Annotated in this window: 18 protein-coding genes and 1 pseudogene; 9 read left to right on the forward strand and 10 right to left on the reverse strand. The window is 71.4% G+C overall.

What is annotated here, in order from left to right; translation table 11 throughout:
* Both N4P33_RS21015 and N4P33_RS21020 read left to right on the forward strand, forming a co-directional pair.
* Positions 1 to 235, forward strand: a 235-nt coding sequence (locus N4P33_RS21015) for a hypothetical protein (RefSeq protein WP_260828191.1), incomplete at its 5' end; no start/stop codon positions are given.
* Between the two features lie 97 nt (positions 236 to 332).
* Positions 333 to 1,196: an alpha/beta fold hydrolase gene (locus N4P33_RS21020; protein ID WP_260828192.1), complete on the forward strand. Its 864-nt coding sequence runs from the start codon at positions 333 to 335 to the stop codon at positions 1,194 to 1,196.
* Positions 1,197 to 1,227: 31 nt separating this feature from the next.
* Here the strand turns inward: N4P33_RS21020 and N4P33_RS21025 are convergent, their stop codons facing one another.
* Positions 1,228 to 2,121, reverse strand: coding sequence for an NYN domain-containing protein (locus tag N4P33_RS21025; RefSeq protein ID WP_260828193.1), 894 nt, complete (start codon positions 2,119 to 2,121; stop codon positions 1,228 to 1,230).
* 177 nt (positions 2,122 to 2,298) lie between these two features.
* On the opposite strand from N4P33_RS21025, the gene N4P33_RS21030 reads away from it, so the two are divergent.
* The gene (locus N4P33_RS21030) at positions 2,299 to 2,451 is read left to right on the forward strand and encodes a hypothetical protein (protein ID WP_260828194.1); all 153 of its coding nucleotides are present in this window, start codon (positions 2,299 to 2,301) and stop codon (positions 2,449 to 2,451) included.
* A gap of 15 nt (positions 2,452 to 2,466) precedes the next feature.
* Here N4P33_RS21030 and N4P33_RS21035 read toward each other — a convergent pair whose 3' ends face one another.
* The 3 genes from N4P33_RS21035 to N4P33_RS21045 all read right to left on the reverse strand — a co-directional run bounded on the left by N4P33_RS21035 (position 2,467) and on the right by N4P33_RS21045 (position 4,820).
* The gene (locus N4P33_RS21035; RefSeq protein ID WP_260828195.1) at positions 2,467 to 3,072 is read right to left on the reverse strand and encodes a MarC family protein; all 606 of its coding nucleotides are present in this window, start codon (positions 3,070 to 3,072) and stop codon (positions 2,467 to 2,469) included.
* A 52-nt stretch (positions 3,073 to 3,124) separates the two neighbouring features.
* Positions 3,125 to 3,982 carry a PHP domain-containing protein gene (locus N4P33_RS21040; protein ID WP_260828196.1) on the reverse strand — a complete coding sequence of 286 codons (858 nt, stop codon included), beginning with the start codon at positions 3,980 to 3,982 and terminating at the stop codon, positions 3,125 to 3,127.
* Positions 3,983 to 4,178: 196 nt separating this feature from the next.
* Positions 4,179 to 4,820, reverse strand: a complete 642-nt coding sequence (locus N4P33_RS21045) for a DUF6758 family protein (protein WP_260828197.1) — start codon at positions 4,818 to 4,820, stop codon at positions 4,179 to 4,181.
* Positions 4,821 to 4,979: 159 nt separating this feature from the next.
* Here N4P33_RS21045 and N4P33_RS21050 point away from each other — a divergent pair, with 159 nt between their 5' ends.
* Positions 4,980 to 6,203 carry an MFS transporter gene (locus N4P33_RS21050; protein WP_260828198.1) on the forward strand — a complete coding sequence of 408 codons (1,224 nt, stop codon included), beginning with the start codon at positions 4,980 to 4,982 and terminating at the stop codon, positions 6,201 to 6,203.
* Positions 6,204 to 6,245: 42 nt separating this feature from the next.
* On the opposite strand, the gene N4P33_RS21055 is transcribed toward N4P33_RS21050, so the two are convergent.
* Complete coding sequence (locus tag N4P33_RS21055) at positions 6,246 to 6,830, reverse strand: suppressor of fused domain protein (protein WP_260828199.1); 585 nt, start codon at positions 6,828 to 6,830, stop codon at positions 6,246 to 6,248.
* A 511-nt stretch (positions 6,831 to 7,341) separates the two neighbouring features.
* Between N4P33_RS21055 and N4P33_RS21060 the strand changes: the two genes are divergently transcribed.
* Together N4P33_RS21060 and N4P33_RS21065 are read left to right on the forward strand one after the other, a co-directional pair.
* On the forward strand, positions 7,342 to 8,457 hold the full coding sequence (locus N4P33_RS21060; protein ID WP_260828200.1) for a magnesium and cobalt transport protein CorA: 1,116 nt from the start codon (positions 7,342 to 7,344) through the stop codon (positions 8,455 to 8,457).
* A gap of 37 nt (positions 8,458 to 8,494) precedes the next feature.
* Entirely contained in the window at positions 8,495 to 9,010 is a 516-nt protein-coding gene (locus tag N4P33_RS21065) for a hypothetical protein (protein WP_260828201.1), read from the forward strand.
* A 4-nt stretch (positions 9,011 to 9,014) separates the two neighbouring features.
* Here the strand turns inward: N4P33_RS21065 and N4P33_RS21070 are convergent, their stop codons facing one another.
* The gene (locus N4P33_RS21070; RefSeq protein ID WP_260828202.1) at positions 9,015 to 9,776 is read right to left on the reverse strand and encodes a hypothetical protein; all 762 of its coding nucleotides are present in this window, start codon (positions 9,774 to 9,776) and stop codon (positions 9,015 to 9,017) included.
* Between the two features lie 214 nt (positions 9,777 to 9,990).
* Between N4P33_RS21070 and N4P33_RS21075 the strand changes: the two genes are divergently transcribed.
* The 3 genes from N4P33_RS21075 to N4P33_RS21085 are packed head-to-tail and all read left to right on the forward strand — an operon-like array spanning position 9,991 to position 13,049.
* Positions 9,991 to 11,274, forward strand: coding sequence for a magnesium transporter MgtE N-terminal domain-containing protein (locus N4P33_RS21075; RefSeq protein ID WP_260828203.1), 1,284 nt, complete (start codon positions 9,991 to 9,993; stop codon positions 11,272 to 11,274).
* Positions 11,264 to 11,872: a DUF1003 domain-containing protein gene (locus tag N4P33_RS21080; RefSeq protein WP_260828204.1), complete on the forward strand. Its 609-nt coding sequence runs from the start codon at positions 11,264 to 11,266 to the stop codon at positions 11,870 to 11,872. The genes N4P33_RS21075 and N4P33_RS21080 overlap by 11 nt, the downstream gene beginning before the upstream one ends.
* Before the next feature lie 43 nt (positions 11,873 to 11,915).
* Positions 11,916 to 13,049 (forward strand): Mrp/NBP35 family ATP-binding protein, encoded by a 1,134-nt coding sequence (locus N4P33_RS21085; protein ID WP_260828205.1) that lies wholly within the window; start codon positions 11,916 to 11,918, stop codon positions 13,047 to 13,049.
* Positions 13,050 to 13,178: 129 nt separating this feature from the next.
* On the opposite strand, the gene N4P33_RS21090 is transcribed toward N4P33_RS21085, so the two are convergent.
* The 4 genes and pseudogenes from N4P33_RS21090 to N4P33_RS21105 form a co-directional block, all read right to left on the reverse strand.
* Entirely contained in the window at positions 13,179 to 13,847 is a 669-nt protein-coding gene (locus N4P33_RS21090) for a hypothetical protein (protein WP_260828206.1), read from the reverse strand.
* Positions 13,848 to 14,085: 238 nt separating this feature from the next.
* Positions 14,086 to 14,523 carry a sec-independent translocase gene (locus tag N4P33_RS21095; protein WP_260828207.1) on the reverse strand — a complete coding sequence of 146 codons (438 nt, stop codon included), beginning with the start codon at positions 14,521 to 14,523 and terminating at the stop codon, positions 14,086 to 14,088.
* An 84-nt stretch (positions 14,524 to 14,607) separates the two neighbouring features.
* Positions 14,608 to 16,569: a trypsin-like peptidase domain-containing protein gene (locus tag N4P33_RS21100; RefSeq protein WP_260828208.1), complete on the reverse strand. Its 1,962-nt coding sequence runs from the start codon at positions 16,567 to 16,569 to the stop codon at positions 14,608 to 14,610.
* Positions 16,570 to 16,704: 135 nt separating this feature from the next.
* Positions 16,705 to 17,226: pseudogene (locus N4P33_RS21105) on the reverse strand (zf-HC2 domain-containing protein); the annotation flags it as partial.

Consider the following 17,226-nt stretch of genomic DNA (forward strand, 5'->3'; position numbering starts at 1 on the left):
CAAGCCGCGCCGCCGCACTCGCAAGGCCACCGTGGCGAGCGAGGCCACCGAGCCCGCCGCGCCCCTGGCCGACATCCCGGCGCAGGCCGCGCAGGAGCCCGAGGCGGCGGAGACCAAGCCGCGCCGCCGGACCCGCAAGGCGACCGTCGCCGCACAGGAGCCGGAGGCAGCGGCCGAGGCCAAGCCGCGCCGCACGCGGAAGAAGGCGGCAGCCGCAGAGCCCGCGGAGGGCTGAGCGAATCCTCGACGGCCCGGTCCCACCACTGGTGGGGCCGGGCCGTCGGCGTACCCGCCCTCACCCCCGCCGCCGTCCCGCCCGCTACTCTCACCCCGTGACCAGCCACCCCGCCCCCAGCGCCGAGGCCTACCAACTGCACACCAGCCGTGGTGAGTTCGCCGTCGTCGACGCACCCGTGCCCGCCGGAGTCACGGCCAAGGGCACCGTGGTGCTGCTGCCCGGATACACCGGCAGCAAAGAGGACTTCACGCTCCTGCACGAGCCGCTCGCCGCGCGCGGGTACCGGAGCGTCGCCGTGGACGGGCGGGGGCAGCACGAGTCGGACGGGCCGGACGACGAGTCCGCCTATGCGCTGGGCGAGTTGGCGCGGGATGTGCTCGCGCAGGTGGCGGCGCTCGGGGAGCGCGTGCATCTCGTGGGGCATTCGCTCGGCGGGCTGATCGCCCGTTCCGCCGTCCTGCTGGACCACTCCCCCTTCCTCTCCCTCACCCTCATGGCCTCCGGGCCTGGACGGATCTCCTTCTCCCAGGAGCAGCGCGTGAAACTGCTGCGGGACGCGCTCGCGGTGATGTCGATGGAGGAGTGCTGGGAGGCGATCCTGGCGATGGGCCCGCCGGAAGAGGTCGGAGGCCCCGCGCGCGGAATCGGCGGACCCGAGCTGCTACGCCGCCGCTGGTTGCGCACCAAACCCGCTCAACTCCTCTCGACCGGGCGCCAGTTGTGTACGGAGCCGGACCGGGTCGCCGAACTCGCCGCCGTGCCGCTGCCGTTCCACGTCCTGTCCGGCGCACGCGACGACACCTGGCCGGTGACGGACCTCGACGACATGGCCGTACGGCTGAACGCGCACCGCTCCGTCATCGAGGGCGCCGAGCATTCCCCCAACGCGGACCGTCCCGAGGCGACCGCCCACGCCCTCGCGGACTTCTGGGACGGCCTCGGCGGTTCGTCCTGCTAGTGCTGCGTCTGCACGCGTTACTGCGCCTGCCTCAGTACTGCGTCTGCAAGTGGTCCCAGAAGCCGTCCCGCAGCGCCCGGCGCAGGTCCGCCTGGCCGCGCAGGGAGTACTGGAGCAGGCCCTCCGCCTCGACCAGCAGATCCTGGTCGACCGAGCCGGGCAGGTAGGGATGGCCGGGGAGCAGTTCGACGAGGGTGTCGCGGCCGCGGGCGGCGAGCCACTTCGCGGCGATCTGCGCGCCGACGAAGCGCACGTCCTCACGGGTGGGCCGCCCTGTCGTCGGCTCGTAGGCGACGGCGGTGCGCCGGGAGACGTAGGGCTTGAAGAAGTCCAGGTCGAAGGTGCGCTGGCTGTCGACCTCCCAGAGCAGCGGTTCGGCCTGGTTGCGGCCCTCGGGCGCCTCGATGCCCCACAGGTGGACCCGGGCGCCGTAGCCCTGGGCGGCCTCGACCGCCGAGACCAGGTCCTCGTCGCCGCCGAGCAGCGCGGCGTCACTGATGGCGCGGTGCCGGGCGAGTGACTCCAGGTCGGTGCGGATCAGGGAGTCGACGCCCTTCTGCTGGTTGTTGGCGTTGAGGTTGCCGAGGCGGACCTTGACGTCCGGCAGCTCGGCGATGGACTGCTGCTCGGCGGTGTGGATACGGCGCCTGGCGCCGTCGTACCAGTAGACGCGCAGCAGCCTGCTGTCCGCGAAGATGGTGCGGGCCCGGTCGATGAGCGCGTCGATGAGTCCCTCGGCGTCGAGGTCGAAGGCCCGGCGGTCCTCGGTGCCCGCCACGAGCCGCCCGGCCGCCGCGTAGAGATATCCGGCGTCGACGAAGATCGCGTGGGTCGAGGGCGTCTTCGCCACCTCGGCGAGCATGCGTTCGAGCAGCTCGTTCGTGCGGTCGATTCGGGCGTTCAGCGCCGCGAGGTCGTCGTTCATCGCCCCCATTGTCCCGGCGGTCACGCTGCGAACACAACTGGTCCCGATCGGTCTCGCACCAAACACTTACCGGTCAGTATTTAGCCGCTCGAAAAATTTCCTTAGCGTAGGGAATGTTTGCATCGCACAGTGCGTTGCAGACGTACGTACAGCGCGTACAAGAACGAGAGGGGACCTATGCGTTTCGAGATCATGCGACTCGACGACGTCGACGGCACGCCCGTGGACACCACCATCGTGGACGCCGCGTGCGTCAACACCATCGTCCAGCAGGCCGCCGCCATCGGGCAGCGCCTGTGGATCCGCCCGGCCGACCTGCCCGCCTCCTGACCCCCACCCGGGGCGTCAGGCGCCCTGGATGACCTGGGTGACGCCGTTGATGATCTGCTGCACGGCGATGGCGGAGAGCATCATGCCCGCGAGGCGGGTCACCAGCACCACGCCGCCGTCCTTGATGACCCGGATGATCAGCAGCGAGTACCGCATCACCAGCCACAGCACGACGTGGATGGCGAGGATCGCCGACCACACCGACACCTGAGTGGCGACGCTGTCCGCCTTCTGCACGGCGAGGATGACCGAGACGATCGCGCCGGGCCCGGCCAGCAGCGGCATGCCCAGCGGCACCAGGGCGACATTGACGTCCTTGGTCTGCTTGGGCTCGTCGGTCTTGCCGGTGAGCAGGTCCAGCGCGATCAGCAGAAGCAGCAGTCCCCCCGCGATCATCAGCGCGGGCACCGAGACATGCAGATAGTTGAGGATCTGGTGCCCGAGCAGGCCGAACACGGCGATGACCCCACCGGCCACACAGACGGCCTGCAACGCCATCCGCTTCTGCACCTTGCCGGGCCGGCCGGAGGTCAGGGCGAGGAAGATCGGGGTGATCCCGGGGGGATCCATGATGACAAAAAGGGTCAGAAACAGGGAGCCGAAGACGGCGACGTCGAACATGAGTGCCTTGCTGGGGATGAGCGGGGAGTGAAGTGGACGCGGGGGCAGGGGCTCAGGCCCCGCCCGTCCCCGGCACCGGGAACGCGCCGGTCGCGCGCCGCGTGATCTCGCCGTACACCTCGGGGTCCGTCGTGAACTCGCCGAGCACACAGGTCTTCCGGCTGCCGTGATAGTCGCTGGAGCCGGTCACCAGCAGGCCCAGTTCCTTGGCGAGGCCGCGCAGCCGGGCCCGGGTGTCGGGGTCGTGGTCCATGTGGTCGACCTCGATGCCGTCGAGGCCCGCCTCGGCGAGGTCGGCGATCGCCGACTCCGGGACCGTGCGGCCCCGCTTGGTCGCGGCCGGGTGGGCGAAGACGGCGACGCCGCCCGCGTTCTTGATCAGCCGCAGGGCGTCGAAGGGGTTGGTCTCGTGCTTCTCCAGATGCGCCCGGCCGCCGTCGGCCAGCCATTCCTGGGTGAAGGCGTCGTTCACGCTGGGGACGACGCCCAGTTCCACCATGGCCGTGGCGATGTGCGGGCGGCCGACCGAGCCGTGGCCCGCGATCCGGGAGACCTGCTCCCAGGTGACGGGGACCCCCAGCGCGTTCAGCCGGGCGATCATGCCCTTGGCGCGCGGCACCCGGTCGTCCCGGACCAGCTCGCGCTCGGCGAGCAGCGCCGGCTCCTCGGGGTCGAAGAGGTAGGCCAGCATGTGCATGCTGATGCCGTCGAGCCGGCAGGAGAGCTCGGCGCCGGTGACCAGGGTGAGCCCTTCGGGCAGCACGGAGAGCGCCTCGGCGTGGCCGCGGGTGGTGTCGTGATCCGTCAGCGCGATGACGTCGAGTCCGGCGGCCGCCGCCTTGCGGACCAGGTCGGCGGGCGTGTCCGTGCCGTCGGACGCGGTGGAGTGGGTGTGCAGATCGATACGCACGACGCATTACTCCAAGCGGGTGACGGACGGACGGGGACGCTTCAGGATAGCCGGATTTTCCACCAGCCCTGTCACACCCGAACCCGCCCTGCACCCCCTACGCGGCGGGACTAGGGCGTGTCCGTAAAGTCCCTCCCCCAGAGGGGGTACCCCCAGCCCTGCGACGCCCGGCATGCCAGCGGACACTGCCCAGCCCCTACGCCTCCAGCAGCCGCGGCGACAGCGCTCCGCACGGCACCAGTTCCACCTCGGCGCCTGCGTCGCGCAGATCCGTGAGGACCAGCTCGTCGTACAGCAGCAGTCCGGACTGCTCGGGCCACACCACCGCCCACAGCCACATCCCGAGCGCCTCGCCCGCGAAGACGGCGCGGTCGTCCGGCGTCTTGGACACATGCCACAGCGGGGTGGGGCGGCCAGCGGCCAGCACCTTGGTCTGAGCGGGTCTCTCGACGTTCAGATACGGCCCCGGATCCGGCCCGTCGATGCCCGCGTACCGGGCGCCGAGCCCGACGCCGAGCTCCTCGGCGACCAGGATCAGCTCACCCATCCCCCCGAGGGGTCCGGGCCCGGTGCACGCGACGGCCGCGGCACGTCCGCCGCTGCGGTCGTCACCCGCGCTGGCCACCCCCGTGAACAGCCAGCCCACGGGCAGCGGCCACGGCATCCACACCGGCACCTTCGTGCGGTGCACCACGACGTCGAGAGCCTCGACACTCGGCGGCAGCACGGGCTGCAACGGATGCACGGTGCCGTGCACATCGCACTGCCACGCATCGGAGAAGAGGCCGGGAGCCCTGACCCGGCCACCGCACTTCGGGCAACTGGGTTCGCCCCTCATAGAGCCCCACGGTCCTAGCTCAGCCGCGCCACGTCAAGGACGATCACCCGACCGGAGGGAACCGGATCCGGGAAAAGTAGATGTAGGTTGCATTAATTAGCTCAGCTAACTTATTGTGTGCACACACCACCTATCTACACCCCGGGATTGGAGCACCCAGTGGATCCCTTCGAAGCGGGAGCCGGAAGCATCCTCAAGCAGCCGGGAGCCGTGTGGGCGACCGCCGGTGCGTCCGTCGTCGCCTTCATGGGGATCGGGCTCGTCGACCCGATCCTGCCCTCCATCGCCCAGGGCCTCGACGCCTCGGCCGGACAGGTCTCCCTGCTGTTCACCTCGTACTTCCTCATCACCGCGCTCGCGATGCTGGTGACCGGCTTCGTCTCCAGCCGGATCGGCGGCCGCAGGACCCTGCTGCTCGGCCTCGCGCTCGTCGTGGTCTTCGCCGGTCTTTCCGGCACCTCGACGTCGGTCGGCGAACTGGTCGGCTTCCGGGCCGGGTGGGGCCTCGGCAACGCGCTGTTCGTCTCGACGGCCCTCGCGGTCATCGTCGGCGCCGCGGCCGGCGGCAGCGCGGCGGCGATCCTGCTGTACGAGTCCGCCCTCGGGCTCGGCATGGCCTGCGGCCCGCTCCTGGGCGCGCTGCTCGGCGACGCGAGCTGGCGCTACCCGTTCTTCGGCACGGCCGTGCTGATGGCGATCGGCTTCCTGTGCATCACGGCGTTCCTGAAGGAACAGCCCAGGCCGGCCCGGCGCACCTCGCTGCTCGACCCCATCCGGGCCCTCGGCCACGGCGGGCTGGCCTCGGCGGCGGTCTCGGCGTTCTTCTACAATTACACGTTCTTCACCGTGCTGGCCTTCACGCCGTTCGTACTGAACATGTCGCCCTACCGCTCGGGCGCGGTCTTCTTCGCCTGGGGCGTGCTGCTCGCGGTGTTCTCGGTGATCGTGGCGCCGCGCCTGCAGAAGCGGTTCGGTTCCCTGACCGTGCTGGGCGGCTCCCTCGTGCTGCTCGCCGTGGACGTGCTCGTGCTCGGATACGGCGACCACACCACGGCCGTCGTCTGCACCGTCCTGTCCGGCGCGCTCATCGGCGTGAACAACACCGTGTACACGGAACTGGCGCTCGGGGTGTCGGACGCACCCAGGCCGGTCGCGAGCGCCGGGTACAACTTCGTGCGCTGGTTCGCGGCGGCGGCCGCGCCCTATTTCGCACCGAAGATCGAGGAGTGGAGCGACGTCCACATCCCGTTCGTCGTGGCCGCCGTCACCGCGGTACTGGGCGCGCTGGTGGTGGTCGTACGGCGCAAGGCACTCACCAACGAGGCCGAGGAACTCCAGCCGCGGCACGCCACCGAGGACGGCGTCACAGTGTTCGCCAACTGAGCAGCCCCGCACGGAGTTTGGTGAGCTTGCTCACGCCGGGGCTCAGTCCAGCGCGACGGACTTCCGGACCGGATCCCGTAGGTCCGTCCCGCTGCTGAGCCAGCGCTCCTGGAGGGCCCCCGCCCCGTGCACCCGCTTCCACGCCGCCTCGTTCGGAGTCATCGGCAGCAGCGGCAGGAACCGTACGGGATCGAGCGGCTCGTCGAGTGCCAGGTCCTCCACCAGGCCGCCCGGCTCGGCGACCAGCACCGAGGTGAACGGGGCGCCGGGCCACAGCGGTTCACCGACGTCGAGGGAGGCGCCGGGCGCCACGATCACGCCCTCGACCTGCGGGGACGCGGCGAGCACGGCCAGCGGCCGGAGCACCTTGTCGGTGTCCGCGAGCCCCGCGCGCACGGACAGCACCAGCTCGGCGCGCGGCCCCTTCACCGGGTCGGCGAGCACCGCCGTGGGGTCGCTCATCGGCTGCGCGGACATGCCGAGCGTGGCGTAGCGCACGATGTCGCCCTCTGTGAAACGGAGCACCTCGATGCGGTCCGTGCCCAGGAAGGTGACCGCCGCGCGCGCGTCCGGTTCGCCCAGCGCCGTACGCAACCGGGCCTCGACCAGAGGAAGAACATCAGCCATGCGGCGAGCATAGAACTCGTCAGGACCGGGCAAAGCAGCGCCTTGACACACTGGTCGGCTGATACTCTTGGCCGGTCGGGGCAGCACGCGGAGGCGTCGCTGGTTCGAGTCCCGACGCCTATGTGACTCTCCCCGTCTACGGGGGAATCCCCCAAGGGGATTGTGGATCGTCCCTCACGAGGGACCGGCCGGAGGAGGTGAGGCTGACATGGACCGAAGTCGACCGTGCAGTATCACCCGCTCTTCCGCCCGCTGATGTAGCCGCTTCGTTCTGGCTGCCACCTCTCGCATCCGCGTGTTCAGTCGCGTGTTCCAACGGAAGAGCACTTCGTTTCGTTCTGCCTGATCTGCCCCAGTAGCTGTATCAGCGACGAAGCTCGCCACCGCGACGGTGCGGTGCTCCCCGCTTTGTGGACGTGCCAAACATCCGCAGTTCACGGACGTCCTCATTCCGGGTGGTTCCACCCGTCGTACCGGCGCCTTTCGTTGCCCGCCTGCGAAGGAGCCCGCCATGTCGATGATTCGCGACCTGCGTGCCGTGGTCCGTCCCTCCCGTGTCTCGCTGCGCAAGGACAGCGGCCCGTACGACACCACCCGCGACCCGGCGACCACCACCGCCGTCGTCGACTGCGCCGTCTACCGCGACGGCCGGCGCATCGAGACCGACTCGACGCTCACCCCGCACGAGGCGATGCGCCTGGTGCGCCGCGACGGCGGGTTCGTGTGGATCGGGCTGCACGAGCCGACCGAGGCCGAATTCGCCGGGATCGCCCGCGAGTTCGGGCTGCACCCGCTGGCCGTGGAGGACGCCGTCCAGGCCCACCAGCGGCCCAAGCTGGAGCGCTACGACGACTCGCTGTTCACGGTCTTCAAGACCATCCACTACGTCGACCACGACCGGCTCACCTCCAGCAGTGAGGTCGTGGAGACCGGCGAGGTGATGTGCTTCACCGGCCGGGACTTCTTCATCACCGTCCGGCACGGCGGCCAGGGCTCCCTGCGGGCCCTCAGGCACCGCCTCCAGGACGACCCCGAGCTGCTGGCCAAGGGCCCCTCGGCGGTGCTGCACGCCATCGCCGACCACGTCGTCGACGGCTACATCGCGGTCGCGGACGCGGTGCAGGACGACATCGACGAGGTCGAGACCGAGGTGTTCTCGCCGGGCCGCAAGGGCACCCCGCGCGGCACCGACGCCGGGCGGATCTACCAGCTCAAGCGTGAGGTGCTGGAGTTCAAGCGGGCGGTGTCGCCGCTGCTGCGGCCCATGCAGCTGCTGAGCGAGCGGCCGATGCGGCTGATCGACCCGGAGATCCAGAAGTACTTCCGGGACGTCGCCGACCACGTGGCCCGGGTGCAGGAGCAGGTCATCGGCTTCGACGAACTGCTCAACTCCATCCTTCAGGCCAATCTCGCGCAGGCGTCCGTGGCGCAGAACGAGGACATGCGCAAGATCACCTCATGGGCCGCCATCATCGCCGTGCCGACCATGGTGTGCGGGGTGTACGGCATGAACTTCGACCACATGCCCGAGCTGCACTGGCGCTACGGCTACCCGGTGATCATGGCCATCACGGTGTCGATCTGTTTCGGCATCCACCGCACGCTCAAGCGCAACGGCTGGCTGTGAGGGCTGGCTGCGGGACCGGCCTGGATAGGCTGAGCGCATGACAAGCGAGCTGCTCGACCGGGCCCTGATCGAGGAGGCCACGAAGAAGTCCGGCCTCATCTGGGTGCGGGGCGCCGGGGCTCCGGCGGCCCGTGCGCTGTGGCATGTGTGGCACGAGGGTGCCGCCTGTGTCGTCGGCGACGGGACCGGGGAGCAGCCGCTGCCGGGGCTGACCGACGGGGCCGAGGCCGAGGTGACGGTCCGCAGCAAGGACAAGGGCGGCCGGCTGGTCTCCTGGACCGCGAAGGTGGTCGAGCTGCCGTCCGGCGGCGAGGAGTGGACGGCGACGGTCGCCGAGCTCAAGGGCAAGCGGCTCAACGCGCCGGACGGCGAGGCGATGACCGAGCGCTGGGCCCGCGAGTGCCGGGTGCTGCGCCTGGAGCCCACCGGGGCGACGGCACCGCTGCCGGACGGCTCCCTGTCCGAGGTCCCGCTCCCCTCCCCCGCGACGACCCGCCGCCCGATCCCGGCGGCCCTGCCCAAGCTGCTGGCCCGGCGCCGGAAGCACCGCTAGGAAGTCACGAGCTCGGCAGCTGCCTGCCGTAGTCCAGGGTCTCGTCCTTGGCGGGCTTCTTCAGGGGGAAGTCGTCGCCCCAGGCCGAGAAGGTGAGGGTGCCCGCGCCGCCGGCCCGGACCAGGCGCAGCGGATACGGCTTGCCCTCCAGGGAGACGTCGAGGGTGCCGCCGGAGCCGTCGTCGCCGGTGATGCGGATCGTACGGACGCCCGCCTGCTCGTGGTGGCCGTCCGTGGCCAGCTTGCCGTGCAGCGTCAGCAGACCGCCGAGGAGGACCTCCTTGTCCGTGAAGCCGCTGAACTTCTTGTACGAGGGGTCGCCCTGCGGCACCTTCACGTACTTCTCGGCGAGCTTCTCGGCCGCCGCCGCGTCCGCCTTGCTCGCGCCGCCGTCCTCCCCCTCGCCGTCCTGGCCCCAGAACTCGGCGCCTGCCTTCAGGAAGAGCTCGTCACCGACCCGCAGCAGGCGAAACGTCTCGCCCTCGGTGGTGACCGATCCGATGCCGCCCTCGCCCTTCACCCGCATGTCGAGCCGGTACGTGCGTCCCTTGGTGACGACGGTGCCGTGCAGCCGGACCGTGTCGACCGACGCGGCGGCCTTCTGCGTCCGGCTCTGGATCTCCTCGGCGGGCAGGGCGCCGACGCCGTTGGTGCCCTCGTTCGGATCCTCGGAGCACCCCGTGAGCGCCGTCCCCGTGACAAGCAGCGCGCACACGGCGAGCGCCCGCGTGGCCCTGCGCGAACGGCCCTGGGAGATCGGAATCACAGGTGCGGCTGCCTCTCTGACGGGGGACCTGAACGGCGTACCGCAGGGTACCGGGGTCGCACGACGCGGACGGAGCCAGTCCGGCCGGACCGGCCGCGAGAGCACGGCCGATCGGGACGGGCTAGCCTGAAGCCCACCCGAGCGGGCAATTCGGAAAGCAGACGCAGCAGGCAGTACCCGTAACGGACACCCCGCACGAAAAGGAGCCGCGGCCATGGCAGCGGGCGCCCCCCGGTTCTTCGTCTCGCACCTGTCCGGTGTCGCCGTCTTCGACCCGACCGGCGACCAGGTGGGGCGGGTGCGCGACCTGGTCGTCATCCTGCGCGTCGGCAGGCGGCCGCCGAGGCTGCTCGGCCTGGTCGTCGAACTGGCCACCCGGCGCCGTATCTTCCTGCCCATGACCCGGGTGACGGCGGTGCAGTCGGGGCAGGTCATCACCACCGGCGTGCTCAATGTGCGGCGGTTCGAGCAGCGGCCCACCGAGCGGCTGGTGTTCGGCGAGCTGCTGGACCGGCGGGTGACGCTGGTGGACACCGACGAGGAGGTCACCGTCCTCGATCTGTCGGTGCATCAGCTGCCGGCCCGCCGGGACTGGGAGATCGACCGGGTCTTCGTGCGCAAGGGCAGGAAGGGCGGGGCGTTCCGGCGCAGCAAGGGCGAGACGCTGACCGTCGAGTGGTCCGCGGTGACCGGTTTCTCGCTGGAGGAGCACGGGCAGGGCGCCGAGAACCTGCTGGCCACCTTCGAGCAGCTGCGCCCGGCCGACCTGGCCAATGTGCTGCACCACCTCTCCCCCAAGCGACGCGCCGAGGTCGCCGCCGCCCTCGACGACGACCGGCTGGCCGACGTGCTGGAGGAGCTGCCGGAGGACGACCAGATCGAGATCCTCGGCAAGCTGAAGGAGGAGCGCGCCGCGGACGTCCTGGAGGCCATGGACCCCGACGACGCGGCCGACCTGCTCGCCGAGCTGCCCGAGGAGGACAAGGAGCGGCTGCTGAGCCTGATGCAGCCCGGCGACGCGGCCGACATGCGGCGCCTGATGGCATACGAGGAGCACACGGCGGGCGGTCTGATGACGACGGAGCCGATCATCCTGCGCCCGGACGCGACCGTCGCCGAGGCGCTCGCCCGGGTCCGCAACCCCGACCTGTCCCCCGCCCTCGCCGCCCAGGTCTACGTCTGCCGCCCGCCCGACGAGACTCCGACCGGCAAGTATCTCGGCACGGTGCACTTCCAGCGCCTGCTGCGCGACCCCCCGTACACCCTGGTCAGTTCGATCCTGGACGACGATCTGCAGCCGCTGGAGCCGGACGCGGCGCTGCCCGTGGTCGCCGGGTTCTTCGCGGCGTACGACATGGTGGCGGCGCCCGTGGTCGACGAGGCGGGCTCGCTGCTGGGGGTCGTGACCGTGGACGACGTACTGGACCACATGCTGCCCGAGGACTGGCGGGAGACCGAGTTCCACCTCGACGAGGGGGTGGTGACCGATGGGGCCTGAGCGCGAGGGAGTGCGCGAGCGGCTGCCGTCGGGCGCCACCGCCGCCGGACGGCCCCGGGTGCCCCGGCTGGACCAGCCGCGCCCGCCCCGGCGGCGGATCCTGCCCGAGTGGGACCCGGAGGCCTTCGGGCGGATGTCAGAGCGCATCGCCCGCTTCATCGGCACCGGGCGGTTCCTGGTCTGGATGACGGTCACCATCATCATCTGGGTCGTCTGGAACACGCTGATGCCCGAGTCGGTGCGGTTCGACGAGTACCCGTTCATCTTCCTGACCCTCGCCCTGTCCCTGCAGGCCTCCTACGCCGCGCCGCTGATCCTGCTCGCGCAGAACCGGCAGGACGACCGCGACCGGGTCAACCTGGAGCAGGACCGCAAGCAGAACGAGCGGTCGATCGCGGACACCGAGTATCTGACCCGGGAGATCGCCGCGCTGCGGATCGGGCTCGGCGAGGTGGCGACCCGCGACTGGATCCGCTCGGAGCTGCAGGACGTGGTCAAGGAACTGGAGGAACGCCACAACGGACACCGGGAACACAACGGGATACTCCCCGCGATGCGGGCACAACGGCCGCCGGGACGTGACGCAGGCGACCACTGAAGGGCTTACCGGCCGGTGTACCGGGCGCCGTACCATCGTTCTCATGGCTACGGAAGACGCGGTGCGCGAGGCACTGGCGACGGTGAACGACCCCGAGATCAACCGGCCCATCACCGAGCTCGGGATGGTCAAATCGGTGGAGATCGGCGCGGACGGAGCGGTCGCGGTCACCGTGTACCTGACGGTCTCCGGCTGCCCCATGCGCGAGACCATCATCCAGCGCGTGACCGACGCGGTCTCCCGGGTCGACGGAGTCACCCGCGTCGACGTCACGCTGGACGTGATGAGCGACGAGCAGCGCAAGGAGCTGGCGAACGCCCTGCGCGGCGGCCAGACCGAGCGCGAGGTCCCCTTCGCCAAGCCCGGCAGCCTCACCCGCGTCTACGCGGTCGCCTCCGGCAAGGGCGGCGTCGGCAAGTCCTCGGTGACGGTCAACCTGGCGGCGGCGATGGCGGCCGACGGCCTGAAGGTCGGTGTCGTGGACGCCGACATCTACGGCCACAGCGTGCCGCGCATGCTGGGCGCCGACGGCCGCCCGACCCAGGTCGAGAACATGATCATGCCGCCTTCGGCCAACGGCGTGAAGGTCATCTCCATCGGCATGTTCACCCCGGGCAACGCCCCCGTCGTCTGGCGCGGCCCCATGCTGCACCGCGCGCTCCAGCAGTTCCTCGCGGACGTCTACTGGGGCGACCTGGACGTCCTGCTCCTGGACCTGCCGCCCGGCACCGGCGACATCGCGATCTCCGTCGCCCAGCTGGTCCCGAACGCCGAGATCCTGGTCGTCACGACCCCGCAGCAGGCGGCGGCCGAGGTGGCCGAGCGGGCGGGCTCCATCGCCGTGCAGACCCACCAGAAGATCGTCGGCGTGGTCGAGAACATGTCCGGCCTGCCCTGCCCGCACTGCGGCGAGATGGTCGACGTCTTCGGCACGGGCGGCGGCCAGCTCGTCGCCGACGGCCTCACCCGCACCACCGGCGCCAACGTCCCGGTCCTCGGCAACATCCCCATCGACGTCCGCCTCCGCGAAGGCGGCGACGAGGGCAAGCCGGTCGTCCTCACCGACCCGGACTCCCCGGCGGGCTCGGCCCTGCGCGCGATCGCGGGCAAGCTGGGCGGCCGGCAGCGCGGCCTGTCGGGCATGTCGCTGGGGATCACCCCGCGGAACAAGTTCTGAGAAACCTGAGGGGAAGCGCCCCGTAAGGGGCGCGGGGAACTGCGCGACCAGCCACACACCACCCGCAGCCGCCCACGCACACAAGGCCCTACGGCGAAGGGGCGCCCAAACCACCCGGCGCCCCTTCACTCATGCGTACGCGCCAACATCCTTCACCGCGGCGAACCCCAACCCGTACGCACTCATCCCCCGCCCGTACGCCCCCACATGCACGCCCGCCTGCGTGGACCCGGCCAGCACCCACCCGAACTCCGACTCCCGGTAGTGGAACGGCGTGGGCACCCCGTCCACCGGCAGCGACAGCGTCGACCACTCGGCCCCGGACAGATCGTCCGCCAGCGCCCACGCCGTCTCCGTCTGCTGCTCCAGCCAGTCGTCCCGCAGGGAATGGTCCATCTGCCCCGGCCAGGTGAAGGACAGCAGCCCCACACCCGCCAGCCAGGCAGCGGAGGACACCGACGTGGCCTCCAGCAGCCCCGTGCCGTCCGCACTGCGCCGCACCGGGTTCGCGGCGACGGTCACCACGACCGCGAACTTCTCCTTGACGTCCTGACCGGCCGCGTGCTCGTTGCGCACCGACGGCTCGTCACCGTGTCCGATCGACCCGTGCTCGACGGCTCCGTCGGCCGCCGTGCCGACCTGCATCAGCCAGCGCGGCCCCGTGAACGCCTCGTCGAGGCCGTACCAAGGGAAGGGCGCGCGCAGGTAGTCGTCGACCGTACGCCCGGGCGCGGCGTGGACCCGTGGTCCGTCCTCCGCGGCCGGCGCCTGCGCGACCGCCCGACTCGTCGTCTCCATGATCCCGGACGCCTCCTCGCTCTCGTCGGACCGGGCGGCCCGCCCCCCTACGGGCGTACTCGTCCGATCCGCACAACAACTCGGCAGCATAGCCACCCCGTCGGCACACGGCCGGAAACCGCCCGGCGCGTGGGGCGCGCGGACGTCCGGATCGGGCCGTACGCAGCCCGGGTGGCGTATGAAACGCATCACGTACGCGGGGGCGTACGCCGGGCTCGCCGCCGGCAGGCGTCAGGCGTCAGGTGGCGTCCGCGTCGTACGGCGGCCGCTCGTCCGTGCTCGCCGGCTGCTTGGTCATCTCGACCTTGCCGCCGGACGCACCGGAGGCGGAGGACGACGAGCCGGCACCGGAGTCACGGCCGTGGACCGCGTCCGTGACCTCGGCCATCTCCTTCTTCAGGTCGAAGCCGTTGCGGATCTCCTTGAGCCCCAGGTCGTCGTTGTCCAGCTGCTTGCGGATGAACGTCTTGGGGTTGAGGTCCTCGAACTCGAAGTCCTTGAACTCCGGGCCGAGCTCCTGCCGGATGTCCTGCTTGGCGCTCTCCGAGAAGTCACGGATCTTCCGGATGGTGCGCGTGACGTCCTGGATGACCTTGGGGAGCTTTTCCGGACCGAAGACGAGCACGGCGAGGATGATGAGCGTGACCAGCTCGAGCGGTCCTATGTCATTGAACACTGCAAGCTCCTCGCGATGCCTTCGGGCCGGGTCCACGGTACCCGGCCATCCCGTACGACCGGTACTGCGCCGAACCTGTACGTTTCACTCGCCGTCCGAGGAGCCGAGCACGAGCGAGACCGTACGCTCCTCGCCGTCGCGCTCCAGGGTGAGTTCGAGGCGGTCGCCGGGGCGGTGGGCGCGGGTCTTGACGATGAGTTCCTCACCGGAGTGGACGGGCCGGCCGTCGACCTTCGTGATGACGTCGCCGGGCTTGATCCCGGCCTTGTCGCCGGGGCCGCCGGTGGAGACCGGGGGGCCGCCGTCGCTGCCCTTGGTGCCGACGCGGGCGCCGTCGCCGGTGTACTGCATGTCGAGGGTGATGCCGATGACCGGGTGCGTGGCCTTGCCGGTGTTGATCAGCTCCTCGGCGACGCGCTTGCCCTGGTTGATGGGGATGGCGAAGCCGAGGCCTATCGAACCGGCCTGGCCGCCGTCGGTGTCGGCGCCGCTGTCGGCGGAGCGGATGGCGGAGTTGATGCCGATCACGCGGGCCTTGGCGTCGAGCAGCGGGCCGCCGGAGTTGCCGGGGTTGATCGGGGCGTCGGTCTGCAGGGCGTCGACGTACGACACGTCGCTGCCGTCGCCCTCCTCGCCGCCGGCGGTGATGGGCCGCTCCTTGGCGCTGATGATGCCGGAGGTGACGGTACCGGCGAGGTCGAAGGGGGCGCCGATGGCGACGACGGGGTCGCCGACCTGGACGTTGTCGGAGTTTCCGAGGGGCAGCGGGGCGAGCCCGCGGACGCCCTTCACCTTCACGACGGCGAGGTCGTAGCCGCTGTCCCGGCCGACGACGGTCGCCTCGGCGGTGTCACCGCTGTGGAAGGTCACGGTGATCTCGCCGTCGTCCCCGGCGGGCCCCACGACGTGATCGTTGGTCAGGATGTGCCCGCGGGTGTCGAGCACGAAGCCGGTGCCGGTGCCGGCCTCTCCACCGCCGCTGACGTGGAGGGTGACGACACTGGGCAACGCCTGCGCGGCGATCCCGGCGACGCTTCCGGGCTCGCGCCCGGTGTCCTCCTTGCCGGCCTGCGGCAGCTCCACGGCTCCCACGCCGCCGTTGCGTTCGAGGTAGGCCCCGACGAGCCCCCCGGCCAGCCCGCACACCACGGCGAACACCAGCAGCGCCCCGACCACGATCCGCGCCCGCCGCTTACGCCGCCGCGCCTCGCTCTCGACCGCCTCCCCGCTCAGCTGGAACGGAGCGGGGGCGGCAGCAGCGGCCCAGGGGTCGTAGCGCCGCCAGGGGTCAGGGGCAGCGGAAGCCGGGGCCTGCGGAACGCCGGAAGCAGCGTGCGCGGCGGCTCCGGGGACGGTGGCGTGGGGGTCCGAGACCTGCGCGGGGATACCGGGCACCGGGGCGTGGCCGGCCGTGGGAGGGGCGGAGACGCCAGCTGCCGGGGCGTGACTGCCCGAGGCTGGGGCGGAGACGCCGGGTGCTGGGGCGGGCGTCTCCTGGGCGGGCACCGGCACTACGGGAGCGGGTGCGGGCGCGCTGCTCGGAGCGGGGGCCTGCTCGTGCGGACCTCGGTGGGTCGTCACGGGGGGTGGTACGGCCATGCCGTGGGCCGGTGTCGTCGCCGGATGCTGCACGGGCGGCGCGGGAGCCCAGGGTCCGGGTTCGCCGTACGGCGGTGTGCTGTAGGGGTCGGGGTCGTGCAACGGCTTGGGCTGCTCCGCTGCCGGGGCGGCGGGCGCGCTGAGTGAGGGCGCCGCTGTTTCCTCCACCGACACCCCGTGCTGCTCCTCCTCCGCGGCCACCGAAGCCGAAGCCGCAGCCGCAGCCGGGGGCACTGTCTCCTGCTCGGCGGTCTCCCCGTCGGCGGGAGCCTCCGGCGTGGGCGGGATCGGGGCCCTCGGGCGGTCCAGTTCGTAGTCGCCCTCGTGCGGTGCGGGCGGCTGCGGTCGGGCCAGTTCGAAGTCGCCGTCGGTGGACCGGGGCTCGTTGTGGGCCGGCTCCGGTGTGCTCTCTCGCTCCCCCGACGGGCCCGGCTTCCCCTCGTTCATGCTCTCCCCGCACCTGGTCGCGGCCGGACGCATCGGCGCCTGCCGCGGATCATCGACTCCGTGGCCGCGCCCCGGCTGGGCCCGGGCGCGCCTCCTGGATTCAATCAGGTTCGCGCGCCCGTGCGCAGGGGCCGGTCAGCGGACGGTACGGGAGGACGCCGTGGGGGCGGCCGTCGGGAGCAGGTCGGGGGTGTTGATCCCGGACGCCGTGGTCCACGCGGTGAGCACCGGCGGAGGGGTCGCGCTGAGCGGTCGTATCAGCGGGGACAACGGCGCCGCGTCGCCCACCAGCGGTATGCCGTCACCCTGCGGCACACCGGGCAGCAGCGGTGCCGAGACCACGACGGGGGCGGCCGGGGTCTCACCGAGCGCGCTCTGGGCGCCCTGCATCTGACCGAGCAGCGGACCGGAGCCCCGGCGCCGCTGCGTCTCGGTCGCGGGGGCCGCGCCGGTGCCCTGCGTGCGCATCGGGGTCACATTGCTGCCCTTGCCCGTGCCGCGCGCCTCCGCGTCGGTCGGCGTGATCGTGCTGACCCCGCCGAGCGCGATCGCGGCCAGCGACACCGCTCCGGCCGCGACGAACGCGAACCGCAGGCCGCGCGAGGCCGCCCGCTCGTGCTCGGGCCGGCTCACATCGTGGAGGCGGAAGCCGCGGTC

This window comes from Streptomyces sp. 15-116A (assembly GCF_025290915.1).
Taxonomy (GTDB): Bacteria; Actinomycetota; Actinomycetes; order Streptomycetales; family Streptomycetaceae; genus Streptomyces.

What these genes read in the sequence shown, in the direction of transcription:
- N4P33_RS21045 (WP_260828197.1), bottom strand. Translation starts at nt 4,820, where the DNA reads ATGAGGGGCGAACCCAGTTGCCCGAAGTGCGGTGGCCGGGTCAGGGCT.
- N4P33_RS21025 (WP_260828193.1), bottom strand. Translation starts at nt 2,121, where the DNA reads ATGAACGACGACCTCGCGGCGCTGAACGCCCGAATCGACCGCACGAAC.
- N4P33_RS21090 (WP_260828206.1), bottom strand. Translation starts at nt 13,847, where the DNA reads ATGGAGACGACGAGTCGGGCGGTCGCGCAGGCGCCGGCCGCGGAGGAC.
- N4P33_RS21075 (WP_260828203.1), top strand. Translation starts at nt 9,991, where the DNA reads ATGGCAGCGGGCGCCCCCCGGTTCTTCGTCTCGCACCTGTCCGGTGTC.
- N4P33_RS21060 (WP_260828200.1), top strand. Translation starts at nt 7,342, where the DNA reads ATGTCGATGATTCGCGACCTGCGTGCCGTGGTCCGTCCCTCCCGTGTC.
- N4P33_RS21035 (WP_260828195.1), bottom strand. Translation starts at nt 3,072, where the DNA reads ATGTTCGACGTCGCCGTCTTCGGCTCCCTGTTTCTGACCCTTTTTGTC.
- N4P33_RS21030 (WP_260828194.1), top strand. Translation starts at nt 2,299, where the DNA reads ATGCGTTTCGAGATCATGCGACTCGACGACGTCGACGGCACGCCCGTG.
- N4P33_RS21080 (WP_260828204.1), top strand. Translation starts at nt 11,264, where the DNA reads ATGGGGCCTGAGCGCGAGGGAGTGCGCGAGCGGCTGCCGTCGGGCGCC.
- N4P33_RS21065 (WP_260828201.1), top strand. Translation starts at nt 8,495, where the DNA reads ATGACAAGCGAGCTGCTCGACCGGGCCCTGATCGAGGAGGCCACGAAG.
- N4P33_RS21100 (WP_260828208.1), bottom strand. Translation starts at nt 16,569, where the DNA reads ATGAACGAGGGGAAGCCGGGCCCGTCGGGGGAGCGAGAGAGCACACCG.
- N4P33_RS21055 (WP_260828199.1), bottom strand. Translation starts at nt 6,830, where the DNA reads ATGGCTGATGTTCTTCCTCTGGTCGAGGCCCGGTTGCGTACGGCGCTG.
- N4P33_RS21085 (WP_260828205.1), top strand. Translation starts at nt 11,916, where the DNA reads ATGGCTACGGAAGACGCGGTGCGCGAGGCACTGGCGACGGTGAACGAC.